Annotated in this window: 19 protein-coding genes and 3 tRNA genes; 9 read left to right on the top strand and 13 right to left on the bottom strand. The window is 68.8% G+C overall.

All coding sequences use genetic code 11. The annotated features are described in order from the left end of the window. Positions 1-5: 5 nt before the first annotated feature. From nusG to OG876_RS18250, 3 genes are all read right to left on the bottom strand, one after another. Complete coding sequence (gene nusG / locus OG876_RS18260) at positions 6-932, bottom strand: transcription termination/antitermination protein NusG (protein WP_442914180.1); 927 nt, start codon at positions 930-932, stop codon at positions 6-8. Positions 933-1,285: 353 nt separating this feature from the next. Next, entirely contained in the window at positions 1,286-1,528 is a 243-nt protein-coding gene (secE, locus tag OG876_RS18255) for a preprotein translocase subunit SecE (RefSeq protein WP_130384685.1), read from the bottom strand. Between the two features lie 56 nt (positions 1,529-1,584). Beyond that, positions 1,585-1,657, bottom strand: a tRNA-Trp gene (locus OG876_RS18250). Between the two features lie 302 nt (positions 1,658-1,959). On the opposite strand from OG876_RS18250, the gene OG876_RS18245 reads away from it, so the two are divergent. The 4 genes from OG876_RS18245 to OG876_RS18230 all read left to right on the top strand — a co-directional run bounded on the left by OG876_RS18245 (position 1,960) and on the right by OG876_RS18230 (position 6,250). After that, on the top strand, positions 1,960-3,153 hold the full coding sequence (locus tag OG876_RS18245) for a pyridoxal phosphate-dependent aminotransferase (protein WP_328526078.1): 1,194 nt from the start codon (positions 1,960-1,962) through the stop codon (positions 3,151-3,153). A 43-nt stretch (positions 3,154-3,196) separates the two neighbouring features. Beyond that, the gene (locus tag OG876_RS18240) at positions 3,197-4,234 is read left to right on the top strand and encodes an adenosine deaminase (protein WP_328526077.1); all 1,038 of its coding nucleotides are present in this window, start codon (positions 3,197-3,199) and stop codon (positions 4,232-4,234) included. Further along, on the top strand, positions 4,235-4,816 hold the full coding sequence (locus OG876_RS18235; RefSeq protein ID WP_328526076.1) for a histidine phosphatase family protein: 582 nt from the start codon (positions 4,235-4,237) through the stop codon (positions 4,814-4,816). 63 nt (positions 4,817-4,879) lie between these two features. Then, positions 4,880-6,250 (top strand): TrpB-like pyridoxal phosphate-dependent enzyme, encoded by a 1,371-nt coding sequence (locus tag OG876_RS18230; RefSeq protein WP_328526075.1) that lies wholly within the window; start codon positions 4,880-4,882, stop codon positions 6,248-6,250. Positions 6,251-6,272: 22 nt separating this feature from the next. Here the strand turns inward: OG876_RS18230 and OG876_RS18225 are convergent, their stop codons facing one another. Continuing rightward, a complete protein-coding gene (locus OG876_RS18225) occupies positions 6,273-6,776 on the bottom strand; it encodes a hypothetical protein (protein WP_328526074.1) in 504 nt (167 codons plus the stop codon). A 256-nt stretch (positions 6,777-7,032) separates the two neighbouring features. Between OG876_RS18225 and OG876_RS18220 the strand changes: the two genes are divergently transcribed. From OG876_RS18220 to OG876_RS18210, 3 genes are read left to right on the top strand one after another with little or no spacing between them, the layout of a single operon-like run. Then, entirely contained in the window at positions 7,033-8,574 is a 1,542-nt protein-coding gene (locus OG876_RS18220; protein ID WP_328526073.1) for a hypothetical protein, read from the top strand. 13 nt (positions 8,575-8,587) lie between these two features. Continuing rightward, entirely contained in the window at positions 8,588-9,217 is a 630-nt protein-coding gene (locus OG876_RS18215) for a 2'-5' RNA ligase family protein (protein ID WP_328526072.1), read from the top strand. Positions 9,218-9,230: 13 nt separating this feature from the next. Further along, entirely contained in the window at positions 9,231-9,878 is a 648-nt protein-coding gene (locus tag OG876_RS18210) for a hypothetical protein (RefSeq protein WP_328526071.1), read from the top strand. A gap of 89 nt (positions 9,879-9,967) precedes the next feature. Here OG876_RS18210 and OG876_RS18205 read toward each other — a convergent pair whose 3' ends face one another. Genes OG876_RS18205 through OG876_RS18195 form a run of 3 tightly spaced genes read right to left on the bottom strand, consistent with a single transcriptional unit; the run spans position 9,968 to position 11,816 of the window. Continuing rightward, complete coding sequence (locus OG876_RS18205; RefSeq protein WP_328526070.1) at positions 9,968-10,993, bottom strand: UDP-N-acetylmuramate dehydrogenase; 1,026 nt, start codon at positions 10,991-10,993, stop codon at positions 9,968-9,970. Further along, a complete protein-coding gene (locus tag OG876_RS18200; RefSeq protein WP_328526069.1) occupies positions 10,990-11,397 on the bottom strand; it encodes a MaoC family dehydratase in 408 nt (135 codons plus the stop codon). Before OG876_RS18200 ends, OG876_RS18205 begins: the two co-directional genes overlap by 4 nt. Next, positions 11,394-11,816 carry an FAS1-like dehydratase domain-containing protein gene (locus OG876_RS18195; protein WP_328526068.1) on the bottom strand — a complete coding sequence of 141 codons (423 nt, stop codon included), beginning with the start codon at positions 11,814-11,816 and terminating at the stop codon, positions 11,394-11,396. Before OG876_RS18195 ends, OG876_RS18200 begins: the two co-directional genes overlap by 4 nt. An 80-nt stretch (positions 11,817-11,896) precedes the next feature. On the opposite strand from OG876_RS18195, the gene OG876_RS18190 reads away from it, so the two are divergent. Next, positions 11,897-12,643 (top strand): hypothetical protein, encoded by a 747-nt coding sequence (locus tag OG876_RS18190; RefSeq protein ID WP_328526067.1) that lies wholly within the window; start codon positions 11,897-11,899, stop codon positions 12,641-12,643. Between the two features lie 79 nt (positions 12,644-12,722). On the opposite strand, the gene rpmG is transcribed toward OG876_RS18190, so the two are convergent. The 3 genes from rpmG to OG876_RS18175 all read right to left on the bottom strand — a co-directional run bounded on the left by rpmG (position 12,723) and on the right by OG876_RS18175 (position 13,153). Further along, positions 12,723-12,890 (bottom strand): 50S ribosomal protein L33, encoded by a 168-nt coding sequence (gene rpmG / locus OG876_RS18185; protein WP_325036947.1) that lies wholly within the window; start codon positions 12,888-12,890, stop codon positions 12,723-12,725. A 66-nt stretch (positions 12,891-12,956) separates the two neighbouring features. Then, a tRNA-Met gene (locus tag OG876_RS18180) sits at positions 12,957-13,030 on the bottom strand. A gap of 50 nt (positions 13,031-13,080) precedes the next feature. After that, positions 13,081-13,153, bottom strand: a tRNA-Thr gene (locus OG876_RS18175). Positions 13,154-13,343: 190 nt separating this feature from the next. Here OG876_RS18175 and OG876_RS18170 point away from each other — a divergent pair. Further along, on the top strand, positions 13,344-13,976 hold the full coding sequence (locus tag OG876_RS18170; protein WP_328526066.1) for a DUF899 family protein: 633 nt from the start codon (positions 13,344-13,346) through the stop codon (positions 13,974-13,976). On the opposite strand, the gene OG876_RS18165 is transcribed toward OG876_RS18170, so the two are convergent. Genes OG876_RS18165 through OG876_RS18155 form a run of 3 tightly spaced genes read right to left on the bottom strand, consistent with a single transcriptional unit; the run spans position 13,973 to position 17,821 of the window. Then, on the bottom strand, positions 13,973-14,758 hold the full coding sequence (locus OG876_RS18165; RefSeq protein ID WP_328526065.1) for a DUF1684 domain-containing protein: 786 nt from the start codon (positions 14,756-14,758) through the stop codon (positions 13,973-13,975). The genes OG876_RS18170 and OG876_RS18165 overlap by 4 nt on opposite strands. Then, positions 14,755-15,861: an LLM class flavin-dependent oxidoreductase gene (locus OG876_RS18160; protein ID WP_328526064.1), complete on the bottom strand. Its 1,107-nt coding sequence runs from the start codon at positions 15,859-15,861 to the stop codon at positions 14,755-14,757. The genes OG876_RS18165 and OG876_RS18160 overlap by 4 nt, the downstream gene beginning before the upstream one ends. Further along, positions 15,851-17,821 carry an FAD/NAD(P)-binding protein gene (locus tag OG876_RS18155; RefSeq protein ID WP_328526063.1) on the bottom strand — a complete coding sequence of 657 codons (1,971 nt, stop codon included), beginning with the start codon at positions 17,819-17,821 and terminating at the stop codon, positions 15,851-15,853. Before OG876_RS18155 ends, OG876_RS18160 begins: the two co-directional genes overlap by 11 nt. Positions 17,822-17,932: the final 111 nt, after the last annotated feature.

Genomic DNA, 17,932 nt, shown 5'->3' with positions numbered 1-17,932 from the left:
GGTCCTTAGACTTTCTGGATCTGGTTGAAGCTGAGTTCCACCGGGGTCTCCCGGCCGAAGATCTCCACCAGGGCCTTGATCCGCTGGGCCTCGGCATTGATCTCCGTGACTGTGGCGTGCAGGGTCGCGAACGGCCCGTCGACCACCATGACCGAGTCGCCCACACCGAAGTCGGCGACCTCGACCTTCTTCTTGGCCGCGGTCTTGGCGGGTGCGGCGCCGGCTTCGGCAGCCGCCTGCTCCGCCGCCGCCACGACGGCCGGAGCGAGCATCTTCTCCACCTCTTCGAGGCTGAGCGGGACCGGCTTCTGGCTGTTCCCGACGAAGCCGGTCACCGACGGCGTGTGCCGCACGGTCGACCAGGACTCGTCGGTCAGGTCCATCCGGACCAGCACGTAGCCGGGGAGCACGGTGCGCTTCACCATCCGGCGCTGCCCGTTCTTGATCTCGGCGACCTCTTCGGTCGGCACGATGATCTCGAAGATGTAGTCCTCCATGTTCAGGGAGTTGATCCGGTTCTCCAGGTTGCCCTTGACCCGGTTCTCCATCCCTGAGTACGTGTGCACCACGTACCAGTCGCCGATCTGCGAACGCAGCCGGCTGCGCAGCTCCTCGAGCGGGTCGCCCGGCTCTTCCGGCTCGGCGTCCTCGGCGGCAGCAGTCTCGTCGGCAGCGTCATCGCCGGCCTCGGCCGCGGCGGCCGCCACGGCGAGCGCTTCCACATCCGCGTCGTCGTCGGCTTCGTCCGCGTCCGGCGTCGTACCGGCGTCGTCGCTGGAGAAGACCAGCTCGTCGGCGGGGGCGGGCACCTCTTCGGTGCTCTCCGGAGCGGTCTCGGCGGTCTCCTCGGCCAGTTCCTCGGCCGCGTCCTCGACGTCGCCCTCGGTCACCACTTCGGCGTCCTCGGCGTCGTCGGCGGCGGCGACCACCACGACCGGCTCGTCCTCGGAGTCGTCCTCGTCCGCCGGCGGCTCCTCGGCCTCGTCATCGGCGGCGTACTCCTCGGCGTCCTCGTCCTCCACCTCGACGTCGGCCTCGTCGTCATCGTCGTCGAGGTTCGCGAACAGGTCGTCGTCGTCCTCGTCGTCGGTGTCGTCCAGGTCGAGATCGAGGTCCAGGTCGATTTCGTCGTCGGAGTCAGCGGATACGTCGAACTCGTCCTCATGGTCGAGGACCTCGTCGTCGCGCTCGGACACGTTGTACTCCGTCATCTCTGCATCGGGTCTTGTCTGGCTTCGGGTCGGGCCGGGGCCCGGGACCTAGGGCGTTCGTGGGCTCGGCGGCCTCAGCCGAAGATCTTGAACATCGCCCAGCCGAAGGCGAGGTCGAGAACCGAGACGATCGCGATGACGAACACCACGAAGGTCAGGACGACCACGAAGTAGGTGGACAGCTGCTTGCGAGTCGGCCAGACGACCTTGCGGAGCTCGGCGACCACCTGGCGGTAGAAGCGGAGCAGGCCCCTGCCCTGCTTGCCTTCCGCAGGCTTGCCGGCGCCGGACGGTGCCGGGGTGCGCGTCTCCGTCACGACCTGACCTCTTTCGCTAGCGGCGGCCTGACCGGCCCTGCGCCGGTCAGGATTTGCAGGGCACGAGGGACTTGAACCCCCAACCTTCGGTTTTGGAGACCGATGCTCTGCCAGTTGAGCTAGTGCCCTCTGCAATCCCTCCGGACGCCGCGCGGGACCTGATCTCGGGCATGCCGGATCAGGGCCACCAACGCCCGGACTAGAAGAGTGTACGGGGTCTGAGCCACCTGGTCGAACTGAGGCTCCACCCGAACGACCCCCCGACGGGCGCCGTACCGCGACCAGAACCATACAGCCTCCACCCGGTCCCAACGGACCACACCCCCTGCGTGTTCCCGGGATCACGGTCCTGTCCGGCCGGCACGTCGTACCCGCCTCAGCTGGTGATACCGCGATGCGGGCCACGGCGGCCTGGTGCCAGGATGGAGGTCATGGGTTCCAGGATCTCGGCGCGCATCGGCGCCATCAGTGAATCGGCGACCTTGGCGGTCGACAGCAAGGCGAAGGCGCTCAAGGCGGCCGGTCGCCCGGTGATCGGGTTCGGGGCCGGCGAGCCGGACTTCCCGACGCCGGACTACATCGTCGAGGCGGCCGTGGCGGCGGCCCGGGATCCGAAGAACCACCGCTACAGCCCGGCCGGTGGCCTGCCGGAGCTCAAGCAAGCGATCGTCGAGAAGACCAGGCGCGACTCCGGCTACGAGATCGAGGCCGCCCAGGTCCTGGTCACGAACGGCGGCAAGCACGCGGTCTACAACACGTTCGCGACCCTGCTCGACCCCGGCGACGAGGTGCTGCTGCCGGCGCCGTACTGGACGACGTACCCGGAGACCATCCGGCTGGCCGGCGGGGTTCCGGTCGAGGTGCTCGCCGACGAGTCGCAGAACTACTGCGTCACCGTCGAGCAGCTGGAGGCGGCCCGGACCGAGAAGACCAAGGCCCTGCTGGTCTGCTCGCCGTCCAACCCGACCGGCGCGGTCGACAGCCCGGAGGCGATCGAGGCGATCGGCCGCTGGGCGCTCGAGCACGACCTCTGGGTGATCACCGACGAGATCTACGAGCACCTGACGTACGGCGGCGCGCAGTCGACCTCGATCCCGGTCGCGGTGCCGGAGCTGGCCGACAAGACCGTCGTACTGAACGGTGTCGCCAAGACGTACGCGATGACCGGCTGGCGGGTCGGCTGGATGATCGGCCCGAAGGACGTGATCAAGGCGGCGACGAACCTGCAGTCGCACCAGACCTCGAACGTCTGCAACGTCGCCCAGCGGGCCGCGATCGCCGCGGTCTCCGGTGACCTGTCCGCGGTCGAGGAGATGAAGAAGGCCTTCGACCGGCGGCGGCAGACCATGGTCAGGCTGCTGAACGAGATCCCGGGCGTCGAGTGCCCCGAGCCGACCGGCGCGTTCTACGCCTACCCGTCGGTCAAGGGCGTCCTCGGCAAGGAGATCAGCGGACGGACGCCGTCGACCTCGGCGGAGCTGGCCGAGATCATCCTGGACGAGGCCGAGGTCGCGGTGGTCCCCGGCGAGGCGTTCGGCGCGCCCGGCTACCTTCGCCTGTCCTACGCGCTCGGCGACGCCGACCTGGCCGAGGGTGTCGGCCGGATCGCCAAGCTGCTGAGCTGACCCGGATTTCTCCGGGACGGTACGGGATCGGTAACCTTCGGTAATGACGCAGCGGGATCTGCGGGTGCTGCCGAAGACACACCTGCATCTGCACTTCTCCGGGTCGATGCGGCACCTGACCCTGGTCGAGCTGGCGGACAAGCACGGGGTCCGGCTGCCTGACGCGCTGCGCACCGACTGGCCGCCCCAGCTGTCGGCGGCCGACGAGCGCGGCTGGTTCCGGTTCCAGCGGTTGTACGACATCGCGCGCTCGGTGCTCCGCACGGAGGACGACGTACGGCGCCTGGTCCGTGAGGCGGCGGAGGACGACCGGGCCGACGGCTCGCGCTGGCTGGAGATCCAGGTCGACCCGTCCGGGTACGCGAACCGCTTCCACGGGATCACGCCGTTCACCGACCTCGTGCTGGATGCCGCCCGGGAGGCGTCCGCCTCGACGGGCATCGCCGTACAGGTGATCATCGCGGCCAACCGCACCCGGCACCCCCTCGACGCCCGGACGCTGGCGCGGCTCGCGGCGCAGTACGTCGGCCGTGGTGTGGTCGGGTTCGGCCTGTCGAACGACGAGCGCCGCGGGACGACCTCCGAGTTCGCCCCGGCCTTCCGGATCGCCCGGAACGCCGGACTGCTCGCCGCACCGCACGGTGGTGAGCTGTGTGGGCCGGCCACGGTCCGCACCTGCCTGGACGAGCTGGGAGCCGGCCGGATCGGCCACGGCGTCCGCTCGATCGAGGACCGCGACCTGCTGAAGCGAGTCGTCGACGCCCAGGTCGCCCTGGAAGTCTGCCCGGCCTCCAACGTCTCCCTCGGCGTCTACCACCGCGCGGAAGACGTCCCGCTCCGCCAGCTCTACGAGGCCGGCGCCCGGATCGCCCTGGGCGCCGACGACCCCCTGCTCTTCGGCTCCCGCCTCGCCGAGCAGTACGAATCCGCCCGCACAGTCCACAACTTCACTGACCAAGAGCTCGCCGACCTGGCCCGCGGCTCGGTCCTGGCCTCCACTGCCCCGCCCGAGGTCCAGAAGTCCCTCCTGACCGAGATCGACAACTGGCTCGGTGCCCCCGCCGCCGTTCCGGCGTACTAGGTGCACTTCGAAGCCGTCTACCTGGCCCGCCATGGCCAGACCGAGTGGAATGTCGCAGGGCGCCGCCAGGGCCGCCATGACTCACCCCTGACACCTGAAGGCCTGCGCCAAGCCCGCCGCAATGCAGACCTGCTCAGTGGCCACCAGATCGACGCGATCTTCACCAGTCCACTCGGCCGCGCGCGCCGTACGGCGGAGATCGTCGGGGAGACGCTCGGTCTGCAGGCCCAGGTGCTCGACGAGTTGGCCGAGGTCGCGCACGGTGCCTGGTCCGGGCTTACCTCCGCCGAGATCGACGCAGGCTGGCCCGGTCAGCGGGCAGCCCGGGAGCAGGACAAGTACACCTTCCGCTTTCCCGATGGCGAGAGTTACGCGGATGCCGACGTCCGGGCCGGGCGGGCGCTTGCGGAGGTGGCTCGAAGCGACGCGCGACGGCCGTTGCTGGTTTCGCACGAGATGATCGGGCGGATGCTGTTGAAGCAACTGGGCGTAGCGGGCTCGTTGCAGCTTCGGCAGTCGTCCGATCTGATCTACCGGGTGCGCTCCGGCGGCGAAGTCGATGAGCTGACCGCGGCAGAATAAGTGCCGGCTCGGTTCCGAGGCAGGGCATTGTCCGGGCACCTGAGCGCGCCGTAGTTTTCAGGCATGACGCCGACCAAGATCCTGCTGCCAGAGGACGAACTGCCGACCCGTTGGTACAACGTGCTGCACGATCTGCCGACGCCTCCGCCGCCGGTGCTGCATCCGGGGACGGGGCAACCGATCGGTCCGGAGGATCTGGCTCCGCTGTTCCCGATGGATCTGATCCTGCAGGAGGTCTCGCAGGAGCAGTACATCGACATCCCGGGCGACGTGCTCGACGTGTACCGGCTGTGGCGGCCCAGCCCGCTCTACCGGGCGCATCGGCTGGAGAAGGCGCTCGATACGCCGGCGCGGATCTACTACAAGTACGAAGGCGTCTCGCCCGCGGGCTCGCACAAGCCCAATACCGCCGTACCGCAGGCCTACTACAACGCGAAGTCCGGTGTCCGGAAGCTCACCACCGAGACGGGCGCCGGGCAGTGGGGCACCGCACTGGCCTTCGCCTGCGCGCAGTACGGGCTGGAGTGCGAGGTCTGGCAGGTGCGAGCGTCGTACGACCAGAAGCCGTACCGCCGGACGATGATGCAGGTCTTCGGCGCGACCGTGCACCCGAGCCCGTCGGACCTGACCGAGGCCGGCCGGAAGATCCTGGCCGGGGACCCGGACTCCCCCGGCTCACTGGGGATCGCGATCAGCGAGGCGGTCGAGGCCGCCGTCCAGGATCCCGAGGTGCACTACGCGCTCGGCTCGGTGCTCAACCACGTGCTGCTGCACCAGACGATCATCGGTGAGGAAGCGCTGATCCAGCTCGCCATGGTCGGCGAGACACCAGACCTGCTGGTCGGCTGCACCGGCGGCGGGTCGAACTTCGGCGGTCTCGCGTTCCCGTTCCTGCGGGAGCGCTGGGCGGGCCGGATGTCCCCGGTCATCCGAGCGGTAGAGCCGGCCGCATGCCCGTCACTGACCCAGGGGACGTACGCGTACGACTTCGGCGACACGATCGGGATGACGCCGCTGATGAAGATGCACACCCTCGGCCACGACTTCGTTCCCGACCCGATCCACGCCGGCGGCCTGCGCTACCACGGCATGAGCCCGCTGATCAGCCACCTCTACGAGACCGGTGAGATCGAGGCGATCGCCAAGCAGCAGTCCGAGTGCTTCGCGGCCGGCGTGCAGTTCGCCCGCACCGAAGGCATCGTCCCGGCGCCCGAGCCGACGCACGCCCTCGCCGCCGCGATCGAGGAAGCCCAACGCTGCAAGGAATCCGGCGAGGAGAAGGTCATCCTCACCGCCCTCTGCGGCCACGGCCACCTCGACCTAGCCGCGTACGACGCCTACCTCACCGGCGCGATGACCGACCGCTCCTGGGACGACGCCGACATCCAGTCCTCCGTAGCCCAGGCCCTGTCCCGCCTCCCGGTCCTCAGCTAGGAGGGCCGACCGCTTCCACGACCTATCGCCCGCCGCGCTTCCACCACGGCTTGGGCCGCTTGGCCACGGCCGCCAGCCAGTCATCCGGAACGGCCCACCCCCGGGCGATCAATGCCTCGAAGTATTCGGCCTTCAGGCTGTCTGGCAACCAGTACGTCGCTCTGTGCTGGCCAAGGACCTCGAAGTACGTTGTGCGGTGGCGTGCACTCCACACCGTCGCCTGGTTGGAGCCGTACGCCAGCCGCACGTAGTCCCATCGCGCCTGCGCATCCGCCATGTCGAACCCGCGCTCGACCACCCGGCTACTCGCCCGCGGCTCACCCTCGATCCCCGCGATGAGCTCCTGGACGAGAGCCCGGTCGTCCGTCATCTCGTCCGGCAACCGCAAGCCCACCGGATCCAGCACCACACTCCCCAACCGGGGCCGCGCTACCTCGAGAAACACCTCCAGCAAGGCGAATCCCTCTTCAGCCCGCTCGAAGCGGTCCAACTCGGCGCGCAGTATGGTCACGGCTTCCTCGGGCACGCGGCCACTCTAATCTGACCGGCCCTGCCCTCATCTGCCCCGACCTGCCCCGGCCGGTCACGCTCAGCTAGAGCACCACAGCCACCCGGTGGCAGACGGGACGGCGCCCACACACCCCCTGGCCTATGCCCTGAAAGCCCTTACACCGTGAGAAATGTGGGGCAACCCGGGGCAGTCCGGGGCATCGTGGGGCAGCTCGTCCACAGCGGCGATTTTCGGGGTTGCAGAGGGTGTTCGCACACCTACAGTTACCGCCATGTCAGAGGCCAACGAGTTGTTGCGCACCGCGCGGGAGCACACGCCGTCGCGCCGCGCGCCGGGTGCACACATGTCCCGGGCGGAGCTCGCCGAGACGGTTTGTGCCTGGTTGTGGGACACCACCGAGGTCAGGTACGAGCTGGACGGTCACTACATCGCCAAGCTGGAGCGCGGCGCCGTTCGCTGGCCGGGCGCGGCGTACCGCTCCGGCCTGCGCTATGTCCTGAACGTTGCTTCAGACAACGAGCTCGGCTTCAGTCCGCCGCCGGGCGTGGTGGTGACCGAGCCGGAGCTGACGCTGCCGTCGACCGTCGGGCTCGAGGACGACGTGAGCGACGCCGGCGACGAGTCGATCTCGTTCCTCACGTTCGCGGAGCAGTCCAACGTCGGCGACCTCACCGTCGAGCAGCTGCACGCCGACATCCTCGGCATCGCCCAGAACTATCTCCGCGCACCGACCAGGCCGCTGTTCGTTCGCAGCCGTAGCGTCCGCGATCGTGCGTTCCGGCTGCTGGCCGGTCGGCAATCGCCCAAGCAGTCCCGCGACCTCTACTCGGCCGCCGGTTGGGCGATCACCCTGCTGGCCTGGATGTCCGTCGACCTCGGCCGCCCGGACGTCGCCGAGCGCCACACCCGGACAGCCTGGGCCTGCGCGGAGGCCGCCGATCACGACGTACTGCGCGCCTGGATCCGCGCCACCCAGCACACCGCCGCCTTCTGGCAGGACGACTTCGCCGGCGCCGCGGCGTACGCACAGGACGGCCTGCGGTACGCCGCCGGCACGTCGGCCTTGTTCCTGGCCAGCGCAGCCGCGGTCGATCTCGCCCGCTGCGGACTGGCAGACGACGCCCGCGACGCACTCGGTCAAGCCAGACGAATGCCCGCCACACCAGCCGAGTCCGAGCCACCCGGCCTGTTCATCTGTACGCCGGAACGCGCCGAAGGCATCTGGTCAGATGCCTACCTCGCACTGGGAGAAGCCCGCCACACCCTCGGTCACGCGGACCGCTCCGTCGCCATGTTCGAGGCAGCCCCACACCTACTCCGGAACTTCGGCTCCGAAAGGATGGTCCGCCTGCAACAGGCCAAGGCGCGCCTGGCTCTCGGCCAGCTCGACGGCGCGATCGAAACCCTCGAGCCCGTCCTCAGCACACCCCTCGAATACCGGGTCCGCCCCTTGATCCATCGCATCAGCGAGGTCGCCGCCCTCGCCGCGCCGTACGCCCGGACCCCGCAAGCCCGGCAACTCCGCGAACAGATCCGCGACTTCACCCAACACCCCGACCTCCCCGCCCGCCCAACCCGCACCCGCCGCCGCAAGCCTGGGCCGCAGCCCCCCGAAGCACCAACCACCGCCAAGAACCCAAAGCCGCTCGAGCCACCCAAACCCCAACACCCCGGCTCCCAACGAACGGACGCACACCCGGCGGACGTGCAGGTTTCCAATCCTCGCCGAGCCGAGCTCGAAGGATCCGATCCCCACCGACCTGAGCCGCAGCAGCCTGATGTTCAGCGGGCTGGTGCGGTGCCGCGTAGCTGAGAGGAGCGGTCGCATGGTCGACCGAGTTCGCGATCATTGGTGTTGGCGGCCGGGCTGGCGAGCCGGGCGCTCCTTCTATACCTGGCACCTCACCTTCGAGAACGATCCGATCCTCAGCGACCTACACGCGGCCTGCCAGCCACTGGTCAGATCGCTTCCCGGTCTCACGCCTGTCCCGGTGCAGTGGCTGCATCTGACCATGCAGGGCGTCGGATTCGCCGACAAGGTCACGCAGGAGGACCTCGACCCGATCGTCGACGCCGCCAGGCGCCGACTCGAACTCATCCACCCGTTGGAGATCCGCATCGGACCGGCGATCGTCGATGTAGAGAGCCTTCAGCTCCCGGCCCAGCCCGTCGACCGGCTCCGTCGGCTCCGCACCCAGCTCCGCGCGGCGATCACCGACGTCTGGGGCCGCGACGCAGTCCCTGCACTCCCCGAGCTCGACCCACACATCTCCCTCGGCTACTGGAACCAGGCCGCCGACACCGAGCCACTCAAGAAACGCGTGGCCGCCTTGGGAGGCGAGATCGCCAAGACGCACGTCACTCATGCCAGCTTGATCAACCTCAACCGAGACCACCACTGCTACGAGTGGACGACCTACGCCACCGTGCGCCTGGGCGTCCCCAGTCAGCTCTGACCAGGAGACGTCCGTGACAGACAAGACCTCTACGGCCCTGACCGACAGCTCGGCCGCCGGCGTGATCCGGGCGCTGCTCGACTTCCGCAGCGTCTGGACCACCCACGACCTGGTCGCGCTCAGCCGGGTCCCCGCACCCACGATCCACCGCGTCATCACCTGCCTCGAACACGAGGACCTGGTGACGCGAACCGCTGGCGCGATCGTCGCCGTACCCGACTGGACTGCTCTCCTCCGCCGCTGGAGCCAGGACTTCCGCTTCGACCAGAAGAACACAGCCACCTACTGGCAATCCGTCGGAGGCCTGGACACCCTGCTCGACCGGATCCCGACCACCACCGTGCCGTACGTCGTCACCGGCACCTTCGCAGCGCACCACTGGGCCGGCGCAACTCCCGCCGCCCCAGTGACCGTCTACACCTCCGACGCCCACGCCGCCGCCGAGGCCTGGAACCTCATCCCGAGCGCGACCGGCAACGTCGTACTCGCGACTCCCTCAACCGACGTCGTCTACTCGCGCCCCCGCAAGACCCCCACCGGCCTTCGCCTGGCAGCCCCCACCCAAGTCCTCACCGACCTCCTCACCGGAGCCGCCCCGACCACGACCGCAGCCCCACTCCTCACCTGGATGCAAGACCACGAACTGGAGTGGCGCTACTGACAGCCGCCACGCCCGGCACCCACCCAGCTCGGCGCGTAGGTGGTTACGGTCAGGAGCCCGATGGGCGGCGCACGCGTGCTACGCGCTCGTCAGAGGGTGCAGTTGACCAGGACTGGTTCGTTGATCAGGGTGATGTTGAAGGCTTGGTGGACCTGGGTGCGGACGTGGGCGGCCAGGGAGAGGAGTTCTTTGGCGGTGGCGGTGCCGCGGTTGGTGAAGGCGAGGGTGTGTTTGGTGGAGACGGCGGCGTTGCCGATGGTGAAGCCCTTGGAGACGCCGGCGTGTTCGATCAGCCACGCGGCGCTGGTTTTGACGCGGCCGTCGGGCTGGGGCCATTGGGGCGCGCCGGCGGGGACCTCGGCGGGGGTGTCGAGGATGGGGTTGGTGAAGAAGGAGCCGGCGCTCCAGGTGTCGTGGTCGGCCGGGTCCAGCACCATGCCCTTGCCGCGCCGCAGGCCGAGGACGGCTTCGCGTACGTCGGCCATCGGCGCCCGCGACCCTGGTTCGACATCGAGCACTCGCGCGAGTTCGGCGTACCCGACCGGGGCGGACAGGTCGCCGAGCTTCAACTGGAAGGCGACCTCGAGTACGACGTACCGCGACGGGTCGGCCTTGAAGCGGGAGTTCCGGTAGCTGAAGCCGCAGTCGGCGGCGAAGATCGTGCGGACCTGGTTGTCGACCCGGTCCCAGACCCGGACCGACGCGACCGTCTCCGCGACCTCGTGACCGTAGGCGCCGACGTTCTGGACGGGAGTGGATCCGGTGAGGCCCGGGATCCCGGACATCGACTCGAGACCGCTCCACTCCTCGGCGATCGCGCGCTGGACCACCGCGTCCCAGTCCTCGCCGGCCTGAATGTGGACCATCGCCCCGGAGCAAGTATCCGCATCGACCCGGATACCGGAAGTCGCGATCTTCACCACGGTCCCGCGGAATCCGTCGTCGCCGATCACTACGTTGCTGCCGCCGGACAGCAGCAGCACCGGTTCCCCGGCGGCGTCGGCGTCGCGGACGGCGGTGATCAGGTCGTCTTCGCTGCTGACCTCGAGCAGTTTGTCGGCCGGCCCGCCGATCCGCAGGGTGGTGAATTCGGCCAGGGGTACCTGCGTTCTCACGAGACGCGCACGACCGCCCTGGCCCGGCCGAGGACCTTCTCCTCGCCGGCGATCGCGGTGATGTCAATCTCGGCCAGCCCGTCGGTGACCTTGTCGACCTTGGCCGAGAACGTCACGCTCGTACCCTTGTCGTCGTCCGGTACGACGACCGGCTTGGTGAACCGTACGCCGTACTCCACCAGGTCGGCCGGGTCGTCCAGCCAGTCGGTGACCACGCGGGCCGCGGACGCCATCGTGAGCATGCCGTGCGCGATCACACCGGGCAGCCCGAGTGCGGCGGCCATCCGGTCGCTCCAGTGGATCGGGTTGAAGTCCCCGCTGGCACCGGCGTACCTGACCAGGTCCTCGCGCCGGAGGGTGACAGTCAGCGCCGGCAGCTCGGTGCCGACCTCGGCGGTCTTCATGCGTCCGCCCGGTTGTGCGAGATCGTGGAGGTCGAGGTGGCGATCGGTTCGCCGTCGACGGTGGTCAGAGCGGTCTCGTACATGATCACCTCGACGTCACCGGCCTTGCGCACGGTGGTGATGGTGGCGGTCGCGGCGATGTCGTCGCCGGCCTTGATCGGGCGGGTGTAGGTGAACTTCTGCGCGCCGTGCACGATCCGGTCCAGCCGCAGGCCGAGCTCCTCGTCGGTCAGCAACTGCTCCAGGGCGCGGCTCCCGAGCATGAACGCGAAGGTGGGCGGCGCGATCGCGTCATCGCCCCGGTACGCCGGGTTCGGGTCGCCGATCGCGTCGGCGAACTCGCGGATCTTCTCCCGGCCGACCTGGTAGGACTCGGCGGCCGTGTAGCTCCGGCCGACCATCGTGGCGTCGATCGTCATATCGGAAGAGCCTACTGGCACACTGTGACCCGGAGTGCCGCCACCCACTCGCCGGGAGACCCGACTGGGGAAGGTTGAACGTGACGGCAGTGACGGCGCTGGCCAGGTACGCGCCTCGGTACAAGCTGGAGATCGGCGAGCCGACAGGCTCCGAGTGGCTGCGCGTGGACCGGATCCTCGAGCCGGACGGTCCCGAACTGACAGAGCTCCTCAAGCGCGACCACGACGCCAGCGGGCACCGGACGGACCACGCCAACGCACTGAGCCTGATGTCCTTCTACGCCGGTCGCGCCCCCGCGACCGCGCTGCTTCTGTGGGCGCTGGAGGGTCATGTCCTCGACATCCGCCCACACAATCTCTGGGTCCGCCCCCACGACGGGCACGGACTGGCGGCGGTCGCCGTACGCTCCGCGAGCTTCCTCCCGGGCGGTCTGGAGACCCTGTACGACGTGGTCCTGCGGCAGCACCTATTACCTCTGTCCGCCGAACTGCACCGCCGTACGCGAGCCGGTCTGCGCCAGTTGCATGGTGGCGTGGCGGCTGGGTGCGCGATGGGATTCTGCGCTGCGACCCGCGGGGAGGTGACGGTCGAGCCGGCGTACCTGCTGGAGGGTTGGCGGACGTTCGTGGCCAAGGCTCCGGGCGCTCTGGCGCGGCTCGGTGACGTGGAGATCGCGGCCGGGAAGCTCGTCTACCTCCGCAACACCTGCTGCCTCTACTACACGAGCGAGGTCGGCACCGGCACGCTCTGCGGGTCGTGCTGCCTGACGCCGCGTGACGAGCGTCTCACCGCGTACGAAGGCGGCCGCCCGATCCTCACGGTCTGAGACACGCACAGTGCTCGTCGGGCACAGCGAAAGGGCCGCTTCGGTCAAACCGAAGCGGCCCTCGCGAAAGTGCTGAAGGTCAGCGGGTCTCGCGGTGGTCGGTGTGGTCGTTGCAGCGCGCGCAGTACTTCTTCAGCTCAAGACGATCCGGGTCGTTACGCCGGTTCTTCTTGGTGATGTAGTTGCGCTCCTTGCAGACGGTGCACGCCAGCGTGATCTTCGGGCGGATGTCGGTTGACTTGGCCACTGCTGCCTCTTCTTGTCAGGAGTGCGCAACTTGGGTGATCGCACTCTCAGGTACTGCGTTGATAGGTAGCGGGGGCGGGAGTCGAACCCGCGACACCACGATTATGAGCCGTGTGCTCTAACCACCTGAGCTACCCCGCCGGGAGAGTTCGTCACCCCACCCGGCGGACCGGGTGAGATGTCGTTCTCAGAGCCCCTTTACGGAATCGAACCGTAGACCTTCTCCTTACCATGGAGACGCTCTGCCGACTGAGCTAAAGGGGCGGGCCGAGGAGAGAGATTACACGGTCCGCCGCCCCGATGTGAAATCGAGCCGGGCGCACCTTGCAGGCCCCTCAGTCCGTCCCGGAAAGCATACCGGTTCCCACGAGTGCTTCTGACCAATTTTCTGGTCGATGTAGAGAAGTGGTGATCGCCTTCGTCATACGGTCAGGACCAGACGAGAGGACACGCCATGACTGACGACAAACCACTGCCTCCGGTGGTGTCGGCCGAGGAGTGGGAGAAGGTGCGGGCGGAGCTGCTGACCGCCGAGAAGGAGGCCACGCGGGCGCAGGACCGGATCGCGGCGCAGCGGCGGCGGCTGCCGATGGTGAAGTTCGAGGAGTACACGTTCGCGTCGACGGACGGTCCGGTGACGCTGCGCGAACTGTTCGGTGAGCAGCAGCAACTCGCGCTCTACCAGTTCATGCACAGCGGCCCGGACCACTTCTGCCCAGGCTGCACGCACTTCACCAAGCAGGTCACCGACCTCGACGGACTGGCCCGGAACGGCGTCGCCTGGGCGACCGTGTCGGACATGCCACTCGACCAGATGGCCGGCTACTGGAAGCGGATGGAGTGGACGGTGCCCTTCGCCTCCTCCGCCGGTACGGCGTTCTCCGCCGACTGTGGAGCCGGCGGCGGCTTCCTGCTCAACCTCTTCCTCCGCGACGGCGACGACGTCTACCGCACCTACTCCACCGGCCAGCGCGGCGTGGACCGGCTGCTGTTCGTCAACAACATGCTGGACCTGGCGCCGTACGGCCGGCAGGAGTCCTGGGAGGACTCGCCAAAGGGCTGGCCCCAGCAGCCGACGTACGGCTAAGCCCACCGGAGCTTCTTCTCGCCCGCGGTCACGGGCAGGCCGAGTCGGTTGCCCGCGACCGGGGCCGGGCAGGTCCCGTACGGCGTGAAGGCGAACGGGAGATTGATCGTCCGGTTGAAGTCGATCAGCACCGACTGGTCACGCTCGATGATCCCGGTGGTCACAGTGCGCCAAGGAGCCGTCTCCTCGCCGTTCGTCTTGTCGTGGAAGGACAGTGCGAGCCGTCCACTCCCGGCCGCCGTCGCCACCAGCTCGTACGCCGACCCGCCGAGCGCCACGTGGACAGTCCCGACCGCAGTGACGTGCTGACGCAGGTCATCGCGGGCTGTGGAGACCTCTACCTTCCGCGGCGTCGCAAAGGGCGTGTAGTACCCGCGCACGATCCAGTCCGGGTCCACCGGATAGGTCGGTACGCCGGTGAAGTCCCGCCTGGTCGCCGTCCGTGGGTCCCGTTGACGAACGGCGTACCGTCCGCCACGCAGTACGAGCTCGGCGAGCCGGTCGCCGTACAGCAGCCAGCTCAGTGAGCCGGCCTCCGCGACGCTGGCCGAGGTCTCGCCGTGGATCGGCTCACCGCCGAGGGTCAGCTCACCGTCCGCCCGCACATGCGCCCGTTCGTCGTCGGCCCACCACTTGCCGGGCAACCCGTGCAGGGCACGTGGGGCTGAGGGCAACCAGTCGAAGGCGGCGATGGACAGCCAGCCGTAGTCCGTGTCCAGGTCCTGTTCGCGCGCGGCGTGCCAGGTCTGCCAGTCCTGCTCGAGATCAGAGATGACCGTCATGAGGCCAAGTCCTTCCGGTTGGTCTGCTCGCGGTGGGCGACTTCGGAGCGGACCAGTGGGATCACGTGGCGGCCGAAATCGATCGCGTCGTCGTAGATGTCGTAGCCGCGGGCCGAGAAGATCCGGATGCCGAGGTCGTAGTAGTCGAGCAGGGCGGCCGCGACGGTGTCCGGCGTACCGACCAGGGCGGTCGAGTTCCCGCCGGCACCGGTCAGGCCGGTCGGTGCGGTCCACAGTGCGCGGTCGTGCCGCTCGCCTTCCGCGACGGCCTCGAGGAGTCGCTGCGATCCGGCATTCTCAGGGTTCTTCGAGCGGAGGCGAGTCGGAGCGCCGCCCGCCTGCACCTCCTTGATCCGGCCGAGGATGCTCTCCGCTTTCTGCCAGGCCAGTTCCTCCGTCGGCGCGATGATCGGGCGGAACGCGATCTGGATCGTCGGCCGATCGTTGCGTCCGGCGTCAGCAGCCGTCTTGTCGATTGTCGACAACTGCTCGCGGGTCCCTGCCAGCGGCTCGCCCCACAGCGCGAAGATGTCCGCTTCGGCGGCTCCGACCGCGTACGCCGCGGCCGACGAACCACCGAACGAGATCCGCGGCCGAGGCTGCTGCAGCGGCTTGATGTCGGCCACGAACTGGTCGAACCGGTAGTGCTCACCGTGGAAGTCGAAGCGTTCGTCCGACGTCCACGCCCGCTTCAGGATCTGGATGAACTCGCGGGTGCGCCCGTACCGGTCGTCCTTCGCCAGGAAGTCACCCTCCGCGGCCTGGTCCGCGGTCGACCCGCCGGTGATCACGTGCACCTCGAACCGGCCGCCGCTGATGTGGTCGAGCGTCGCGAACGTCTTCGCGGTCAGCGTCGGGTAGGCGACGTTCGGCCGGTGCGCGACCACTAGGTTGATCCGCTCGGTCCGGCCCGCGACGTACGCCGCGACCTGGGCCGGGTCGGGTGATCCCGAGTGGTAGGCGAACAGGATGCGGTCCCACCCGTTGTCCTCGTGCGCGCGGGCGAGCTTGGCCGTGTACTCCAGGTCCAGCGGGCCACCGGTTCGCGGTGTCACCTCGCTGGCCGGGTTGGTCCCGCCCATCCCCAGGAACTCAACTGGCATGACGTTCTTCCTTCCGTACGGTCGGTGCGAGCAGACTGAGCAGGTGCCGGGCGACCGCGTCGTTCTGGCGGAAGCCGGGACCGTTGAAGTACGGCCGGGAGAAGCCGGACGATCCGGCCGAGCCGGAGACCGAAGGCCCGAGCAGGAACAGGGCCGGGTGGACGGTGCCGTCGGCCTGGATCGCCCGGCAGTGCGAGTCCGCCTTGAGCTGACCGCCGCCGAGGCTGGTCCCGTCCGCGGCGAACAGTTCGTCGGCCGCGAGTACGCCGTCGTCCAACAGGCCGCGGAGCAGCGGATCCGTCGCGGCCAGTACGTCGGGACGCGGCAGCCGCGCCTCGACGAACGCACGGGCGTGGACCTCTCCCGCCACGTCCGGGCTCCGGGCAACGAAGTGATCGTTGTCGAGAGCAACATCCAGGTCGGGTCCGGCGAAACGGACGATGCCGGCGCGGTGCAGCGCGAGCAACTCCTCGAGCCGGCGCGGCGGCGGACCACTCGCCACGAACGAGAAGAACCCGTGCCACTCCGTCTCCACCCGCCGCACCCGATCCTCATCCGACAACCGGCCCTCGGTGATCGCCTGGGACAGCACGCTGTAGATGCTCAGCAACGCGTTGAACACCGCCAGATCGGCCGAGTACGCCGGATCCGCCCGGCGCAACAGATCAGTCTCGATCACCCCGGTCAGAAACCGCTCGAAGCGCTCCCGATCGTCGAAGAACCGGCCGGCGAGCGGGCGGTCGACGTCGGCCTGAACGAACCGATCCGCGGGGTCCGGTACGGCGGCCTCGACCGCTGCACCGAACTCGGCATCGCCGGCCTCCACCGCTGCGCCGAACTCGGCATCGGCGGCTCCAGCGTCCCCGGCCCCGGCGTCCACCCCCGCGGGCGACCACGCGTCGAGCACTTCGGCCAAGCGTTCCCACGACCACCTGGTTCGTTCCGGGTGGGCGGTGAAGAGCTGCTGGTAGTGGGCGAAGGCCAGCTCCTTGTCGATCAGCGGGGCGATCTGGGTCTGGAAATCGAGCACGCCGTCACCGAACTCGGCCAGGGCCGCGTTGGTGAGGTAGCGGGTCGGCACCGGCTTGGTGCCGGCGACCGTGTAGCCGAGTTTCGCGTGATAGGGAACGCCTCGGCGGGAGCCGACGTACAAGACCGGCTCGTCACCGGACCGGTGGTAGGTGAGCAGGCCGTCGCATTCGTCGTACCATCCGCCGCGCCCCTCGGTCAGGAGCACCATCAGGTCGATGAAGGCCTGTCCGAAGCCGCGGACGATCACGTTCTCCGCGGGCCACAACTCGTCGAGATCCACGTCGGCGGTGTATCCGGGCGGGATGTAGGTCAGACCGGCGTCCGCGGCCTGCGCGGCCCAGGCGGCCTCCGATGCCGTCGGCAACCGGTCGAGATACCCGAGCGCGAGCACCACCACATCCGCCTGAATCTCCTTGCCTGAGGCAAGAATCACCCGATGGTCCGTGGTCAGCTCGACCGCCCGCTCCAGATGCGTGGTGACCGTCGCCGGCAGGTCCCGCACGACCCGCTCCCACACCCAGGCCAGGTACTCCGCCTGCACCAGCCGCGCCGGAAAGTCCATCGGCCCCGGCAGGTCGAGCCCCGCCTCCTCCAGAATCACCGCCCCTTCACCTGCCACCCAGGTGGCCAGATCGGGCCCCGGCATGATCGGCCCCTCACAATCGACCGACTCATCGGTGAAGATCGTCACGTCCGATGCCATCGAGTTCATCCACAACAACCGAGACTGCTCCCGCCGCCAGATCCGCCCACCCCCGGCCGGATAGGGATCCACCACGTGGATGTGAACATCACGTCCACCCAGCAGTTCAGAAGCACTCGCCGCAAACCGCTCCAGCAACCCGACAGTCCGCGGTCCGCCACCCACGAACACAACGGACGCCGCGTCGTTCCACTCGGGGTGGACGCGGCGAGTCGTGCCGGTCATGGATGGTGTGGTGCGGCGTGCCGTGTAAGGGCTTGCGGGCATGGGGACTCCTGGCGGTGGGCAGAGTCGCGGGCATGGCGGGGCGGGCATCCGGACGGGACGCCGTGAAAG

It is taken from the genome of Kribbella sp. NBC_00359 (assembly GCF_036097425.1).
In the GTDB taxonomy this organism is placed as follows: domain Bacteria; phylum Actinomycetota; class Actinomycetes; order Propionibacteriales; family Kribbellaceae; genus Kribbella.
This window is presented reverse-complemented; position numbering and strand designations above follow the sequence as displayed.